This is a genomic window from Prochlorococcus marinus str. AS9601 (assembly GCF_000015645.1).
Lineage (GTDB): Bacteria > Cyanobacteriota > Cyanobacteriia > PCC-6307 > Cyanobiaceae > Prochlorococcus_A > Prochlorococcus_A marinus_O.
The window spans coordinates 249,596-264,112 of record NC_008816.1 but is presented as its reverse complement, the minus strand read 5'-3'; the positions used below and the strand labels follow the sequence as shown (position 1 = coordinate 264,112).

Sequence of the window (14,517 nt, the reverse complement as noted above, 5' to 3'; positions counted from 1 at the left end):
TTAAATTAATTTTTAGTTAGATTATTTAGCAGATGCAAAGTCTGGATATGCTTCCATTCCATGCTCTCCTATATCTAAACCTTGAGTCTCTTCCTCTTCAGATACACGGATTCCTCCGAATAATCCTCCAATTACAGACCAGGCAATCCAGCAAGTAACTAGTGTCCAAATAGCATAAGCTGCGGCACCAAGAGCTTGAACTAGAAGAAGGGTAATACCTCCGCCATTGAACAATCCCATACCTGCTCCGTCACCTTGTACAGCTGTACCCCAAAGACCGATAACAACAGTACCCCATACACCACAAACTCCGTGAACAGAGAATGCGCCTACAGGATCATCAATCTCAGCGGCATCAAGTGCTGCAACAGAAAATACAACGATTATTCCTCCCACTAGTCCTGCGAACCAGGCTCCAGCAAGAGTCATATCACCACAACCAGCAGTGATACTAACCAAACCAGCAAGGATTCCGTTAATTATCATTGTAAGATCAGGCTTACCAGAAGTTAATGTTGAAACAATAGTTGCACCAATAGCACCAGCTGCTGCTGCCAAAGTAGTTGTTACAGCAACATATGGAACCCATTGATCCATAGCAAGTTGAGAACCGGGGTTAAAACCATACCAACCTATCCATAGAACTAATGCACCTAGAGTAGCTATAGCCATATTGTGTCCTGGCATAGCCTGTGGTTTTCCATCAGAGTATTTGCCAATTCTTGGTCCAAGAAGCATAGCTCCTACAAGACCAGCCCATGCTCCAACTGAGTGAACAATTGAAGAACCGGCAAAGTCTACAAAACCCAAAGAATCAAGCCAACCACCATTCCATTTCCAGCTACCAGCAATTGGATATATAAATGCAGTTAATACAACAGCAAAAACAACAAATTCTCCAAATTTAACTCTTTCAGCAACAAGACCGGATACGATAGTTGCCGCAGTTCCTGCGAATGCAGACTGGAACAAGAAATCAACTGTTGGGACTAATCCAGCATCAGTTACCATATCTGCAGTAACTGTTGGATCAAAAAATAAGCCACCAAAATAAAGCCATCCGTCAGCAACACTACCTCCGTACATTAATGAGTAGCCGATAAACCAATAAGAGGTTACAGCTAGAGCAAATACGAATAGGTTTTTAGCAAGGATGTTTACTGCGTTCTTAGAACGACACATACCTGCCTCAACCATAGCGAAACCAGCGTTCATGAAGATCACTAAAATAGTAGCGATCAAAAGCCATAAATTGTTAGCAAGAAAAGCTGCATTCAACTCAGGTAAATCAGCTGCGTGAGCTGAGAGATTAAAAATACCTAAACCAAACAAAGCTAAAGGAACTGTCGCAAGCCACAACATTGAGCGGTTTGAACTAAATCCTCGAATACTCCTCAAAAGGAGCATAGGTCCATTAACAAGACTTGCATCTTGTAATCTGGACCTAGAGCGCCTTTGAGGCGTTTGCAAAGCAGTGGTCATAAAAAAAAATTAGATCTGCAAAAAAACAGTTTGTGCTGTTTCCTTTCATATTTAATTTTGCTCAAAAAACTTATTAGTGTCTAGTAGTCGTTGTTACCAATTTTATAGTTGCACCATAAAACTATATCTGTTAAATTTAAAAATCTTTTTTTTAAGAGTTTCAAATTATCAAGATTTAATTTATTTCAAAGGTTTAATTCCTCTCCATGATACGTGGTCTTTATGAAATTCAAAAGAACATGGGATAGTTATCATTCCTGCACTTAAAGATTCTCTAAAGAGACTGCCGTATAAGGGATCTGCATCATCTCCAGGGGCAAAAAAACAAGCGTCTTTTCTCGTTATGCAAAGTGCCAACACACTTTTACTTTCAGGAATTAATTCCTTTAATTCCATAAGATGTTTTTGGCCTCTTTTCGTGACTGTATCTGGGAATAGAGCTACATTTTCTTTAATCCAAGTCGTATTTTTAACCTCAATGAAAATGTTACGTTTATCAGGATTTGAAGATTTTGGGGTTAAAAAAAAGTCAATTCTGCTTTTTTTATCTTTTCCATAAGGAACTTCAGATTTAATTGTCTCTATTTCACCTATTTTTTCTATTAGCAGATTTTTCTCAATAACCTTTTTGATTAACTTATTTGCAAATAGAGTATTAATACCTACCCAAACCTCCTCATTTTTTGCATTAAAAACACATATCTGTTCCCAAGTAAAAGGTAATTTTCTTTTTGGAGAAGGGGAAAAACTTATTCTCACTTTTGCCCCCTCACTCAAAAGTCCCTTCATTGGGCCAGTGTTAGCACAATGAGCAGTTACTACCTCTCCACTTTCTAATTCAATATCTGCAAGAAACCTTTTATACCTCTTAATTAAAACCCCTTCTATTAATGGATCAAAATCAATTATCCGATCATTCATAAATATGTCGTTAGTTTGAAATCAAATATAATTGAAACTTAAACTGATTGAAAAAATTAGACGAATCCAAATGCATTCATTTTTAAAAAATAATGTTTTTTCAATTTCGTTTGGTACCAGTCTAAGTAAATTAGCTGGATGCATAAGACAAATATTTATAGCTGCTGCTTTTGGGGTTGGCGTAACATACGACGCCTTTAATTATGCTTATATAATTCCTGGTTTTTTGCTAATAATCATTGGGGGTATTAATGGTCCATTGCATAACGCAGTAGTTGCAGTTTTAACTCCGCTTAACAAAAAAAATGGAGGGATTGTTTTAACTCAAGTAAGCATAAAACTTTCAATATTATTATTAATCTTAGCGATATTTATTTATTCGAATTCCAGTTTATTAATTGATTTATTGGCCCCGAATTTAAGTTACGAAACTAAATCTATTGCCACTTACCAATTACAAATACTTACACCTTGCATCCCTTTGTCCGGCTTCATAGGTTTAAGCTTTGGCGCCTTAAATTCCCAAAGAAAATTCTTTTTATCAAGCATAAGTCCAGCAATAACAAGCGTAACTATTATTTTTTTTATTTTATTTAATTGGATTTTCAACCAAGAAAATACATCTTCTAATTTTTTTGCTTATTCGGGATTACTCGCATTTGCAACTTTGACAGGAACTTTAATTCAGTTTGTTGTTCAAATTTGGGAAATAAATAAAATTGGTCTATTGAGATTAGAGTCAACCTTCAATTTATTTAAAGATGAAGAGAGGAGAATTTTCAAACTAATTATTCCAGCCTCTATCTCATCAGGTCTAAGTCAAATTAATGTTTTTATCGATATGTTTTTCGCTTCAAGTTTTCAAGGCGCAGCATCTGGACTAGCTTACGGAAACTTTCTTATACAAGCCCCCTTAGGGATATTATCTAACTCCTTGATTCTGCCATTACTTCCAAAATTTTCTAAATTGAGAAGTGAAAAAGACGAAAGAAGTCTCCAAAAAAAATTGATAACTGGGGTAGAGTACTGTTTCTTGACAGCTATTTTTTTAACCGGGTTTTTTATAACATTCAATAATCAAATCGTACAATTAGTTTTTCAAAGAGGATCTTTTGATTATTCAGCAACTTTAAAAGTAAAGAATATATTAATTGCTTATGCAGTTGGCATACCTTTTTATCTTTATAGAGATTTATTAGTAAGAACTTACTATTCAATTGAAAAAACCAACTTCCCTTTTAAGTCTTCATTTGCAGGGATAATATTTAATATTATTTTTGATTGGTTTTTAATTGGTGCCCCAATTAAGAATTTTGGGAATCTTTCTCCTTATAATTTTGGAGTCGTGGGAATAATTTTATCTTCAGTAATAGTAAATCTTATAGTTTGTATTTTTCTTTCTTTCAATTTGCGCAAAGAAAATATCATTTTGCCTAACCTGGAATTATTGAGGAAAATTAGCCTCATGTCATTAGCAACATTTATAGACAGCACAATTTGTTTTACTATTCTCCAAACTACCAATAACTTCAATTCAAATCTCGCGGAATTTTTAATATTAATATTTGGAACTCTAACTTTTTTTGTGATTTATTTTTTACTTACAAAATGCTTGAAAGTAAATAAATTTAAAGTTTCAAAAAAAATGATTTAATTTTTAAAAAAACTTTCCAAAATCTCCTCTAATTCTAGAATTTGTGAGTGAGTGATTAAATTAATGAGTGGAATACTATTAACACCATCACCTACTTTTACATTTATTGCTTTCAAACTTAATTTTGCTGCCTCCAAGGGGCCTTGATCTTTATTGCTGATACATTCAATAGCAAGATGCCTAGCTAGGCCAGCGTCTCCAAGGTACAAATTCCACTTTTCTATTTTAATAAAAACCTTTTCGGAAATAACATTTTCTAAATCACTTATACTTATCTGAGAGTCCATAAATGTATTGATTTAAGTTGATTGTTTTGAAGTATCTTTAGGTTTTTTTATAATTACGAAAAGTAAATGAGATGCCAAAATAACTGACCAAACAATTGCAAAATTATTAAAGTAGCCGATTTCATATTTAATCTCTTTTAAAAGCCACGTTCCACTTACAATCGCAGTAAATATCATGCAGTGAATAACAAAATTTACTATTCGAGAAAAATGTTTATAGATAGGATCTTCTAAATCCCCATTTCCGTACCACTTTATAGGCATATTAATAATTAGATTGTTAATAATAGACATTTTACCCGAAATCTAGTTGACTAAGAGACCCTGAAACAGAGATATTACATAATTATGCGCCTGTAGCTCAGTGGATTAGAGCACCTGACTACGGATCAGGGTGTCGGGAGTTCGAATCTCTCCAGGCGCGTTTAAAATTCTGAAATATTCTTTTTATATTTTTCTAAAAAATATCGTCTATATTATGGGTATTACTTATCAAATTCAATGAATATCCTTCAAAATCTTAAAGAAAGTGATCCAGTAATATCAAATTTTATCAACTCTGAAAAAAATAGGCAGGAAACTCATCTTGAGTTAATCGCAAGCGAAAATTTCGCATCAATTGCTGTTATGCAGGCTCAAGGTTCAGTCCTTACAAATAAATACGCCGAGGGGTTACCTCAAAAAAGATATTACGGGGGATGTGAATTTGTTGATGAAATCGAAGAATTAGCTATTCAGAGAGCGAAAAAATTATTTAATGCAAATTGGGCTAATGTTCAACCCCATAGTGGAGCACAGGCAAATGCTGCTGTTTTCCTAAGTCTACTTAAACCTGGCGACACAATCATGGGGATGGATTTATCTCATGGTGGACACTTAACACATGGGTCTCCAGTAAATATGAGTGGTAAGTGGTTCAATGCAGTTCACTATGGTGTAAATAAAGAAACTAGTGAATTAAATTTTGATGAAATAAGAGAGATAGCACTTGAAAAAAAACCAAAATTGATCATATGCGGATATTCTGCTTATCCAAGAACAATCGATTTTGAATCGTTTAGAAATATTGCAGATGAAGTTGGGGCTTTTTTAATGGCTGATATTGCACATATTGCCGGTCTTGTAGCAAGTAAACTTCATCCAAATCCAATACCTCATTGTGATGTAGTAACTACAACTACTCATAAAACATTAAGAGGGCCTAGAGGGGGACTTATCTTATGTAAAGATGCAGAATTTGGAAAGAAATTTGATAAATCTGTTTTTCCTGGCACTCAGGGCGGGCCCCTCGAACATATAATAGCCGCTAAAGCAGTCGCATTTAGAGAAGCCTTACAGCCAGATTTCGTTAATTATTCCCAACAAGTAATAAAAAATGCAAAAGTTCTAGCTTCAACTTTAATAAATAGAGGTATCAATATCGTTAGTGGAGGCACTGATAATCATATTGTTTTACTCGATTTAAGGAGTATCAATATGACTGGTAAAATTGCTGACTTGCTTGTAAGTGAAGTTAATATCACTGCAAATAAAAATACTGTTCCATTTGATCCTGAATCACCTTTTGTAACCAGCGGACTAAGGTTAGGAACTGCTGCTTTAACTACTAGAGGCTTTAATGAGAATGCTTTTGCTGAAGTTGGCGAAATTATTGCTGATAGATTACTTAACCCAGACAATTCACTGATTGAAAGTCAATGTAAAGAAAGAGTATTAACCTTATGTAATCGTTTTCCTCTTTATGAAGGCAAACTTGAAGCATCAATTAAATGAGTCCTAACTCCAAGGGAGTTGAGATTCTTTCAATTGGAACAGAGCTACTCTTAGGAAATATTATAAATACAAATGCTCAATGGATTTCTGAACAGTTGTCCCAATTAGGCTTAAATCACTTTAGGCAATCAACTGTTGGTGATAATTGTGATCGAATTGTAAAAGTAATTCAAGAAATTTCGAAAAGAAGTAATCTTCTAATTACAACTGGTGGTTTGGGGCCCACCCCAGATGACTTAACTACTGAAGCAATAGCAAAATCTTTTAATGTAAATCTTTTTGAAAGACCGCACTTATGGGATGAAATTAAACAAAAACTGCCAAACTCAAAACTCCAGGACGATTCATCTAGCTTAAGGAAACAATGTCTCTTCCCAAAAAATGCTCAAATAATTAATAACCCTAGGGGCACTGCCCCGGGAATGATATGGGAACCAATAGAAGGATTTACTATTCTTACTTTCCCTGGAGTACCAAGTGAAATGAAAACTATGTGGGAAGAGACGGCGTGTGATTTTATTAAAACCAAATTCTCAGATAATTATTCCTTTTTTTCAAATACTCTTAAATTTGCAGGTATTGGAGAATCTAGTGTTGCAGAAAAAATTAATGATCTATTAAATCTTAAAAACCCGACTGTTGCTCCATATGCAAACTTAGGAGAGGTTAAACTAAGAATCACAGCTCGAGCAAAGAATCATTTAGAAGCAAAAAATATTATTCAACCTGTAAAAGAAAAATTAAAAAAAGATTTTTCGAAATTTATTTTTGGAGAGAATGATGATACTCTTCCTAGCGTCTTAATAAGAGAATTAACCGAGAGGAACCAAACTATTGTTTTTGCTGAATCATGCACCGGAGGCCTTCTATCTTCATCACTAACATCAATATCAGGCTCATCTAAAGTTTTTAAAGGTAGTGTAGTTTCCTACAGTAATGAGCTAAAAAATTCATTATTAAATATTTCTGAAGAGAAGCTTACAAAATATGGAGCTGTTTCTGAAGAAGTTTGTGAGTCCATGGCAATTAATGCAAAAGAAAAATTAGGAGCAGATTGGGCAATAGCAATTAGTGGAATAGCTGGTCCTAAAGGAGGCAGTCAAGATAAACCGGTTGGACTTGTCTATATATCAATTTCTGGACCGAATAATCATATAACTAATATAAAAAAACTATTTAACTCAACCCGAAATAGAGTAGAAATTCAAACACTAAGTGTAAATGTGTGTTTGAACAGCCTCAGATTAATCCTATTATCTAATAGTAAGTAACTATTTTTACAAATTGAGTCAAGATACCTTATTTGATAAAGTTTGGGATTTACACAAAGTTTCAAGACTTCCAGGTGGATCCGATCAAATATTAATTGGTCTTCACCTTATCCATGAAGTTACAAGTCCTCAAGCATTTGGCGCTTTAAAAGACAAAAACTTAAAAGTTAAATTCCCTGATAGAACTGTTGCTACCGTTGATCATATTGTGCCCACAGACAATCAGAGCAGGCCTTTCAAAGATAATCTCGCTGAACAGATGATTGAAACACTTGAGAAGAACTGCTTAGAGCATAAAATAAGATTTTTTAATATTGGTAGTGGTAATCAAGGAATAGTTCATGTAGTAGCACCAGAATTAGGGCTTACTCAGCCAGGGATGACAATCGCTTGCGGAGATTCTCATACTTCAACTCATGGAGCTTTTGGGTCAATTGCTTTTGGGATAGGTACAAGTCAAGTAAGAGACGTTCTTGCTACCCAAACCATAGCCATGAACAAATTGAAAGTAAGGCAGATTTGGTGTGATAATAAATTATCAAAGGGTGTTTTTGCTAAGGATTTAGTACTTCATATCATTAATGAACTTGGTGTAAAAGCAGGAGTAGGTTTCGCATATGAATTCGCAGGACCTGCTATAGATGAATTATCAATGGAAGAAAGGATGACGATATGCAATATGTCTATTGAAGGAGGAGCAAGATGCGGTTACATCAATCCTGATGAAAAAACATTTAGTTATATTAAAGATAAATTATGTGCTCCTAAAAATGAGTATTGGGATAAAGCACTAACATGGTGGAAATCATTAAAAAGCGATGAAAATTCAATTTATGATGATGTAATTAAATTAGATGCTTCTAAAGTGGAGCCAACCGTAACCTGGGGGATTACTCCTGGCCAAAGTATAAGCATTAATCAACAAATCCCTCTTTTAGATGACTTGTCCCCAAATGATAAATTAGTTGCAAAAGAGGCTTATGAATATATGAGTTTCAAGCCAGGGCAATATATCAAAGATACTCCTGTTGATGTTTGTTTCATAGGTAGCTGCACAAATGGAAGAATCAGTGACTTAAGAGTTGCAGCTAGAGTATTAAAAAACAAAAAAGTATCTAAGAATGTTAAAGCATTTGTAGTACCAGGTTCAGAAAAAGTGGCAACTGAAGCAAAACAAGAAGGTCTTGATGAGATATTTAAGGATTCTGGATTTCAATGGAGAGAGCCTGGCTGCTCAATGTGTTTAGCAATGAATTCAGATAAGCTAATAGGTAATCAAGTTAGTGCTAGTTCTAGTAATAGAAATTTCAAGGGTAGGCAAGGATCTCCCAGTGGGAGAACACTGCTCATGAGTCCAGCAATGGTTGCTGCTGCTGCAATTAATGGCAAAGTTAGTGACGTTAGAGAATTTATCAACTGATGAAATCAGAGTTTACCCCTCCAATTGGAAAAATTTCAAATATTAACGGGCAATGTATCCCATTGATTGGTAATGATATTGATACAGACCGAATAATTCCAGCTCGTTTTTTGAAGTGTGTTAACTTTGATTTATTGGGTGAATCTGTTTTTGCAGATGATAGAAAAAATTTAAAGGGAAGGCACCCTTTTGATCTAGAGGAAAACAAAAATGCCTCAATACTAGTTGTTAATAGCAATTTCGGATGTGGTTCCAGTAGAGAACATGCTCCCCAAGCACTTCTGAGATGGGGCATAAAAGCAATTATAGGCGAGAGTTTCGCTGATATTTTTTATAGTAATTGTATAGCAATTGGAATTCCATGTTTTACGCTTACGAAAGAGTTAATACAAAAAATTCAAAAACATAAAGATGATAAATTTTTATTTTTAGAAATTGATCTGAAAAAGTCCTTAGCAAAATCAAAAGATTTAAATTTCAATCTTGAGATTAAGGAAAGCTCAAGAAAAATGTTTTTGTCAGGGGAATGGGATGCTACTTCAACACTGCTTGAGAATGAAAATTTAATAGAAAATAAATTTACCCAATTACCTTATATAAAATTTAATACTAATTTGTTATGACTATTTAAATCCAGAGAGACTAAAAGAAATACCTCCAGCTTGATTATGAGGTTGATAAAAAATACCAACTTCATAGGATCTTTTTTTCCAATTTAAAGAAATTTTAGAGTCAATAAATTCACCATAATCATTTGAATCGTTTGTTAAGTTTAAAATTCCAAAACTTTTAAGAATAATTGGTCCATATAATTGCTGATCATAAGTAATATTTAAGGTAAAGTTCTCATAATTCTGATCAAACTTAAAAACGCTTTCGCCACTATTAAATTTATAGAAAGGTAAAAGACTTATACGAGTATAGTCAAAAGTTTTGTTTTTAAAATTACCAAATATTAATTCTGGGCCTATACCTAGCCCTAAATATTCTTGATGATCTCCAGTTTCATAGAAAGAATATGATGCTTCTAATCTTGTATTAAGACTTAATCCTTTTGTGATTGGTTCAGGAATGTACTTATATGAAATATCAATAGATTTCTTTTTTGGATTTACAATACTAATTGGAAAATTCTGATCAAGAGAATAAAACAAATTACCTTTTAGGTTAGTTACCAGATTTTTACTATTTAAAGCCTCAGCTGTTATGTTGGCTAGATCGAAAGATAAAAATTCTGACTTTTTAATGCCATCAGTAATCCAATTATTTTCTTTTTGCAATTTTGAACCATAACCTGAGTAGATTTCTGCTTCACCCAATGAACCATTCCAGAACCTCTCTCTATAAACTCCATAAAAACTTTTTTCCCATTTTGAATCTAATAGATCAATTTCTTTACTCAATTCAGTTTTAAATCTAAATGCATCTGAAAATTTATCAAAATCAAGAGAATTTAAATTCTTGTCTATTTCTATATACCAATTTTTTATCGTGCCTTTTATCTGAGATCTTAGAGCTAAATAGTCTTCAAAACTTGTATTTCTCCTGACCTTCTCTGAAGTTATTGATTCATCCTTTTTAACAAAACTTTTTGTATATCCTTTTAATGAGCGTTGAATTAAGAATTGCGGCTCTAGATCGAGGATAAAATTATTGTTTATTGCTATAGAGTTTAATTTTCTGCCAATAAAATAACCATCTTTATCTAAATTTTCATATCCTAAATTCCATCTGTTATTAATCTTAGAATTATTAAAGTCAAAAGCTCTATCACCTAACCAAAAAGGAATTGATACTTTCTCGTCAAGTATTAAATAATTTAATGAAGACTTAAATCGTAATTTTTCATCTCGAGGATAAACCTCTAATGAATTAACTGCTAATTTTAATTGATTTGAATCTAGTAAATCATTACTAAAAAAAGCCTTCTTACTTTTCCATGTCCCCCCATCTATAGTCATCTTATCTGTGTTAAACAACCAATTCTCAACCTTATTGGGGGTATACAAAACTTCATTTTTTTTTATTTTTAGTAAACGGTCTACCTTCTTAATATCTGAAACACTGAAATTTGAGGATAAGTCATCCATCAAAGTATTAGTATTAATAGATCCCTTGACATCTAATAAATAACCCTTTTTAGTTATAAAGCTGTATTCTAGTTGGGCAACATTGAAGAATTGATCCCCTAATTCCAAAGATATATTTCCTTTAGCACTAAATTTTTTATTTAACTTATCGTAAATCAAAGTATCTGCCTTAAGCAGTTTGCCTCTATAAGAGACGTATACATTTCCCTCTGCATAAATAACATCATTTATTTCAGACTGTTTATCAGATTGTATTATTAACTCTTCTTGCTTTTCGGCTTTAGCCATTAAAAATAAATCAAGATTTTCTTTTGATAAATTTACATAGGACGTATTTTCAACAGAAATTTCGGATGAACTTGATAAAGTCTCTTCAAAAGTATTTATCCAAATAAATTTGCTATTTTGATTATTGATATTTTTATTAATTTTCACAAACTCAGCTGATTTCGATAGCTGTAGGAAATTAATAAAAAGAAAAGAGAAAAATATTACCTTTTTTGAAATTCCAGAAATCAATTTGAAAATTTAATAAAGAGATTAATTAGTAAAGAGATTAATCTTGAGGACTTTCTAAGTCTTTTCTGTTTGGCGTTCTTGTTGGGTCACTTGCTAAAAATCCGAAAAGAAAAATTCCAACAAAGAAGAAAACAATGGTGTAAACAGAAATTTTTAAGGCGAGCATAGAATTACTTGTGCTGACAGGTTTATATCTTATTAAATTTATAGTTAAACTATGAGTAAATGTTTACTTTTTGTATTTTTGGAAAATTTTGAAATACTTTAATGGAGATTAATCATCATGATCATCCCAAGGATCGGTAAGCTTTGCGGCTTTGGGTCCAAAAGCAGTCCAAAGACCAAAACCGGTTAAAGCCAGAAGTAATGCCAGAATTGTTACTGCTATGGAAACTGCAGGATCTGGAGCAGATGATAAAGTTTGCATCAATTTTGCTAAGTTTGTAAACAATTTATGTATAAGTTCTTATACAATAGCGAAATAATATTCGATTTTGTGAATTCAAATGGGTCAAAAAACAGCATTAGGCAGTCTTCTAAAAGCAATTGGCAATTCAGGTCAAGGAAAAGTAGTACCTGGTTGGGGAGCAGTTCCTGTTATGACTGTAATAGGACTACTGCTTCTTGTTTTTTTAGTTATCCTTCTACAAATTTATAACCAATCCTTATTACTACAAGGCTTCTCAGTAGATTGGAACGGAAACTAAATTTCACAAATTTTTCTCAAAAAGTTATTTGGCTTATGTGAAGTTTGCTAAATAACTTTTAAAAATTTTTGTCTTTATTGATTAGTTATAGTTTATATATACTCATAATTTTCCATTAATAGAGATTTAGAAATAAATCATGAATGAAATATATTTAATTGGACTAGGGAATCCTGGTAAAAAATATTTCAACAGTAGACATAATATAGGTTTCTTACTACTTGAAAGTTTTTCGAAAAAATATAATTCAAATTTTCTATTAAAAGATAAGCTTAAAAGTTCCTGCTCAGAATTTCAAATCAATAATTCTACTTTCAAGTTATTTTTACCAAATACATTTATGAATAACAGTGGAGATGCTGTCCGAGCAATAGTTGATTGGTACAAAATAAATTTAGATCAGATTTTGATAATAGTCGATGATAAAGATCTTCCCCTTGGGAAAATAAGATTTAGAAGAAAAGGTAGCTCAGGTGGACATAACGGGCTTAAAAGCATCATTGAACAATTGCAAACACAAAATTTTAAGAGAATAAGAATTGGTATAGGTTCACCTCCTATTACAAATGGAAAAAATCATTTCAATACCATTTCTCATGTATTAGGAAATATTTCTTTAGATGAAAAATCAATATTAGATAAAGTGTATAGCAGAGTAATAGAATCCCTGGAACAAATAAATACTAAAAAAGAAGAATATATAATTAATGAACTAAATTCTTTTGATAAAGACCAACCTTAAGAAATGCATTCAAAACCTGAAACTATTGCCAGTGTAAATGTTAAGGAATATTGCTTCACAAAAAAGCAAATTCAGGGGGTTGTGGAAGCTAGTCAATTTAAATGGACTTTTACATGGTCCTTTAATAAAGGTTTATTAAAGGTAAATCCACCTTTGGGAAGAGCATTAATTGAGGATGCCTTACTAAGATTTTTATTGAAAAAAGATTATGAACTAGAAGCAGGGAATGAATATAAGTTTACTATTTCAGCCAAGTTTTAAAATCCATATTTTTATTCAAAGTAAACTTTATTTTGCAATAATCTTCTAAAATTATCAAAGCTGATATCGCATCAAGATTTTTATTAAGAATAAAAATCTCTCTAGGAATTAAAAACTTAATACCACTAATTGGAAAAAGTTCGAAATATCTTGCTTTAGCCCTGAAGGTAGTATTTTTTTCCTCAAAAGTTATTATTTCTTTTTTAAAAAAATATAGTTTTTCTTTGATATCTTTACTGGAAGTGCCATTGCCAATAATAATTTGGAATATGTCTTCGGCATTAGTTAAATTTCTGACATAATTCTCAAGAAATTCACTTTTAAGAATGATCGCTTCATAAACCTTTTTTTGACTTATTTCAGCTAAGACTAAGCCGCATTTATTCCGCCCTGGATCAATAGTTATAACTTTAGGCATTTAGGATACAATTTTTAAAATATTAATCTCAACAACTATGGGTTCTACAGTTTTACTATCTCTCAAAGATACTACTTCTAACTTAAATTTGATATTTTGATTTTCTTGAAGAAAGTCTCTAATTCTTTTTACAAAATTTCCATTTGTCTTGATTTCACTAACTTGTGATCCTTTTGACTTAATTACATCCCTTGTTTCTCTAAGTAATGATTTAATTTTTAAATTTATTGATTTAATATTTAAATCACTTTCTAACAATATTGAACTTGTAATCACTTCTCCTTTTTTGACTATAAATTTATTCTCTAATAAATCAGGAGATACAAAAACATAATTATCCCCTTTTAAAACATTTGTTGCTGATTTAATTAATAAAATCCAGTTGCCATTTCTAGCAGCTATTGTCTCAATTTTTGTGATATCACTTGGTCTCCACAAAAGAATATTTTTTGCTTCTTTATTAGTTGGGATAACAATTTTCCTGACAAATTTATCAGCTTCATTATAGATTTTTGTTAAGTCTAGTTTTACATTTGAGTTGGAATTAAGCTCTGCAATAAATAAAGTTTGTCCTCTCCTAATAACAATATTTCCTCTCCTAAATTCTTTAATATTATTTTTTAATTGATTTAAATCTTTTTCTTTTTGAATAATTTTACCTTCAAGTTCTTTTCGTTCTTCCTGTAAAGGGATTAAAGCCTTTTTACTTTCATCTAGAGTTTTTTGCAAAAAAGGTATATCAACAAAAAGCCTTTGCCTGAATTCTTCACTAACTAAAATCAATAACCCTATCGATATTGAACTAATAAAACCACCGGTAATAATGGTTATTATAGTCGCTGTTTTTTTAGGTCTTAACTTTAAGATGCTAAATCTTGCTTTACCAATCTTTGTTCCAAGAATATCCCCAAATGGTGCAATTAATCCCCCGAGTAATATTAAAAAAACAATTAAAATCCAAGCCACACTTTT

Annotated in this window: 17 protein-coding genes and 1 tRNA gene; 9 read left to right on the top strand and 9 right to left on the bottom strand. The window is 32.2% G+C overall.

Annotation, left to right across the window (positions count from 1 at the left end; genetic code table 11):
• Positions 1 to 21: 21 nt before the first annotated feature.
• Both A9601_RS10515 and sfsA read right to left on the bottom strand, forming a co-directional pair.
• Positions 22 to 1,482, bottom strand: a complete 1,461-nt coding sequence (locus A9601_RS10515) for an ammonium transporter (protein ID WP_011817755.1) — start codon at positions 1,480 to 1,482, stop codon at positions 22 to 24.
• 180 nt (positions 1,483 to 1,662) lie between these two features.
• A complete protein-coding gene (sfsA, locus tag A9601_RS10510; RefSeq protein ID WP_011817754.1) occupies positions 1,663 to 2,403 on the bottom strand; it encodes a DNA/RNA nuclease SfsA in 741 nt (246 codons plus the stop codon).
• Positions 2,404 to 2,473: 70 nt separating this feature from the next.
• On the opposite strand from sfsA, the gene murJ reads away from it, so the two are divergent.
• Positions 2,474 to 4,057, top strand: coding sequence for a murein biosynthesis integral membrane protein MurJ (gene murJ / locus A9601_RS10505; RefSeq protein ID WP_011817753.1), 1,584 nt, complete (start codon positions 2,474 to 2,476; stop codon positions 4,055 to 4,057).
• On the opposite strand, the gene A9601_RS10500 is transcribed toward murJ, so the two are convergent.
• Together A9601_RS10500 and A9601_RS10495 are read right to left on the bottom strand one after the other, a co-directional pair.
• Positions 4,054 to 4,344 (bottom strand): DUF3181 family protein, encoded by a 291-nt coding sequence (locus A9601_RS10500; protein WP_011817752.1) that lies wholly within the window; start codon positions 4,342 to 4,344, stop codon positions 4,054 to 4,056. The genes murJ and A9601_RS10500 overlap by 4 nt on opposite strands.
• A 12-nt stretch (positions 4,345 to 4,356) precedes the next feature.
• Positions 4,357 to 4,608, bottom strand: a complete 252-nt coding sequence (locus A9601_RS10495) for a hypothetical protein (protein WP_041484587.1) — start codon at positions 4,606 to 4,608, stop codon at positions 4,357 to 4,359.
• A gap of 86 nt (positions 4,609 to 4,694) precedes the next feature.
• Here A9601_RS10495 and A9601_RS10490 point away from each other — a divergent pair.
• From A9601_RS10490 to A9601_RS10470, 5 genes are all read left to right on the top strand, one after another.
• Positions 4,695 to 4,768, top strand: a tRNA-Arg gene (locus A9601_RS10490).
• A gap of 77 nt (positions 4,769 to 4,845) precedes the next feature.
• The gene (gene glyA / locus A9601_RS10485) at positions 4,846 to 6,117 is read left to right on the top strand and encodes a serine hydroxymethyltransferase (protein ID WP_011817750.1); all 1,272 of its coding nucleotides are present in this window, start codon (positions 4,846 to 4,848) and stop codon (positions 6,115 to 6,117) included.
• Positions 6,114 to 7,388 carry a competence/damage-inducible protein A gene (locus tag A9601_RS10480; RefSeq protein ID WP_011817749.1) on the top strand — a complete coding sequence of 425 codons (1,275 nt, stop codon included), beginning with the start codon at positions 6,114 to 6,116 and terminating at the stop codon, positions 7,386 to 7,388. Before glyA ends, A9601_RS10480 begins: the two co-directional genes overlap by 4 nt.
• 13 nt (positions 7,389 to 7,401) lie before the next feature.
• On the top strand, positions 7,402 to 8,808 hold the full coding sequence (leuC, locus tag A9601_RS10475; RefSeq protein WP_011817748.1) for a 3-isopropylmalate dehydratase large subunit: 1,407 nt from the start codon (positions 7,402 to 7,404) through the stop codon (positions 8,806 to 8,808).
• A complete protein-coding gene (locus tag A9601_RS10470; protein WP_011817747.1) occupies positions 8,808 to 9,431 on the top strand; it encodes a 3-isopropylmalate dehydratase small subunit in 624 nt (207 codons plus the stop codon). Before leuC ends, A9601_RS10470 begins: the two co-directional genes overlap by 1 nt.
• Here A9601_RS10470 and A9601_RS10465 read toward each other — a convergent pair whose 3' ends face one another.
• The 3 genes from A9601_RS10465 to psbN all read right to left on the bottom strand — a co-directional run bounded on the left by A9601_RS10465 (position 9,432) and on the right by psbN (position 11,844).
• Positions 9,432 to 11,333: a DUF3769 domain-containing protein gene (locus A9601_RS10465; RefSeq protein WP_011817746.1), complete on the bottom strand. Its 1,902-nt coding sequence runs from the start codon at positions 11,331 to 11,333 to the stop codon at positions 9,432 to 9,434.
• Positions 11,334 to 11,454: 121 nt separating this feature from the next.
• The gene (locus tag A9601_RS10460; protein WP_002805124.1) at positions 11,455 to 11,583 is read right to left on the bottom strand and encodes a photosystem II reaction center protein I; all 129 of its coding nucleotides are present in this window, start codon (positions 11,581 to 11,583) and stop codon (positions 11,455 to 11,457) included.
• Positions 11,584 to 11,691: 108 nt separating this feature from the next.
• Positions 11,692 to 11,844 carry a photosystem II reaction center protein PsbN gene (gene psbN, locus A9601_RS10455; protein WP_011817745.1) on the bottom strand — a complete coding sequence of 51 codons (153 nt, stop codon included), beginning with the start codon at positions 11,842 to 11,844 and terminating at the stop codon, positions 11,692 to 11,694.
• 79 nt (positions 11,845 to 11,923) lie between these two features.
• Here psbN and psbH point away from each other — a divergent pair, with 79 nt between their 5' ends.
• From psbH to A9601_RS10440, 3 genes are all read left to right on the top strand, one after another.
• A complete protein-coding gene (psbH, locus tag A9601_RS10450) occupies positions 11,924 to 12,124 on the top strand; it encodes a photosystem II reaction center phosphoprotein PsbH (protein WP_002805661.1) in 201 nt (66 codons plus the stop codon).
• Between the two features lie 139 nt (positions 12,125 to 12,263).
• Complete coding sequence (gene pth / locus A9601_RS10445) at positions 12,264 to 12,866, top strand: aminoacyl-tRNA hydrolase (RefSeq protein WP_011817744.1); 603 nt, start codon at positions 12,264 to 12,266, stop codon at positions 12,864 to 12,866.
• Positions 12,867 to 12,869: 3 nt separating this feature from the next.
• On the top strand, positions 12,870 to 13,127 hold the full coding sequence (locus tag A9601_RS10440) for a DUF3146 family protein (protein ID WP_011817743.1): 258 nt from the start codon (positions 12,870 to 12,872) through the stop codon (positions 13,125 to 13,127).
• Here the strand turns inward: A9601_RS10440 and A9601_RS10435 are convergent.
• Positions 13,108 to 13,545, bottom strand: coding sequence for a hypothetical protein (locus tag A9601_RS10435; protein WP_011817742.1), 438 nt, complete (start codon positions 13,543 to 13,545; stop codon positions 13,108 to 13,110). The genes A9601_RS10440 and A9601_RS10435 overlap by 20 nt on opposite strands.
• Positions 13,546 to 14,511 (bottom strand): DUF3084 domain-containing protein, encoded by a 966-nt coding sequence (locus tag A9601_RS10430; RefSeq protein WP_011817741.1) that lies wholly within the window; start codon positions 14,509 to 14,511, stop codon positions 13,546 to 13,548.
• Positions 14,512 to 14,517: the final 6 nt, after the last annotated feature.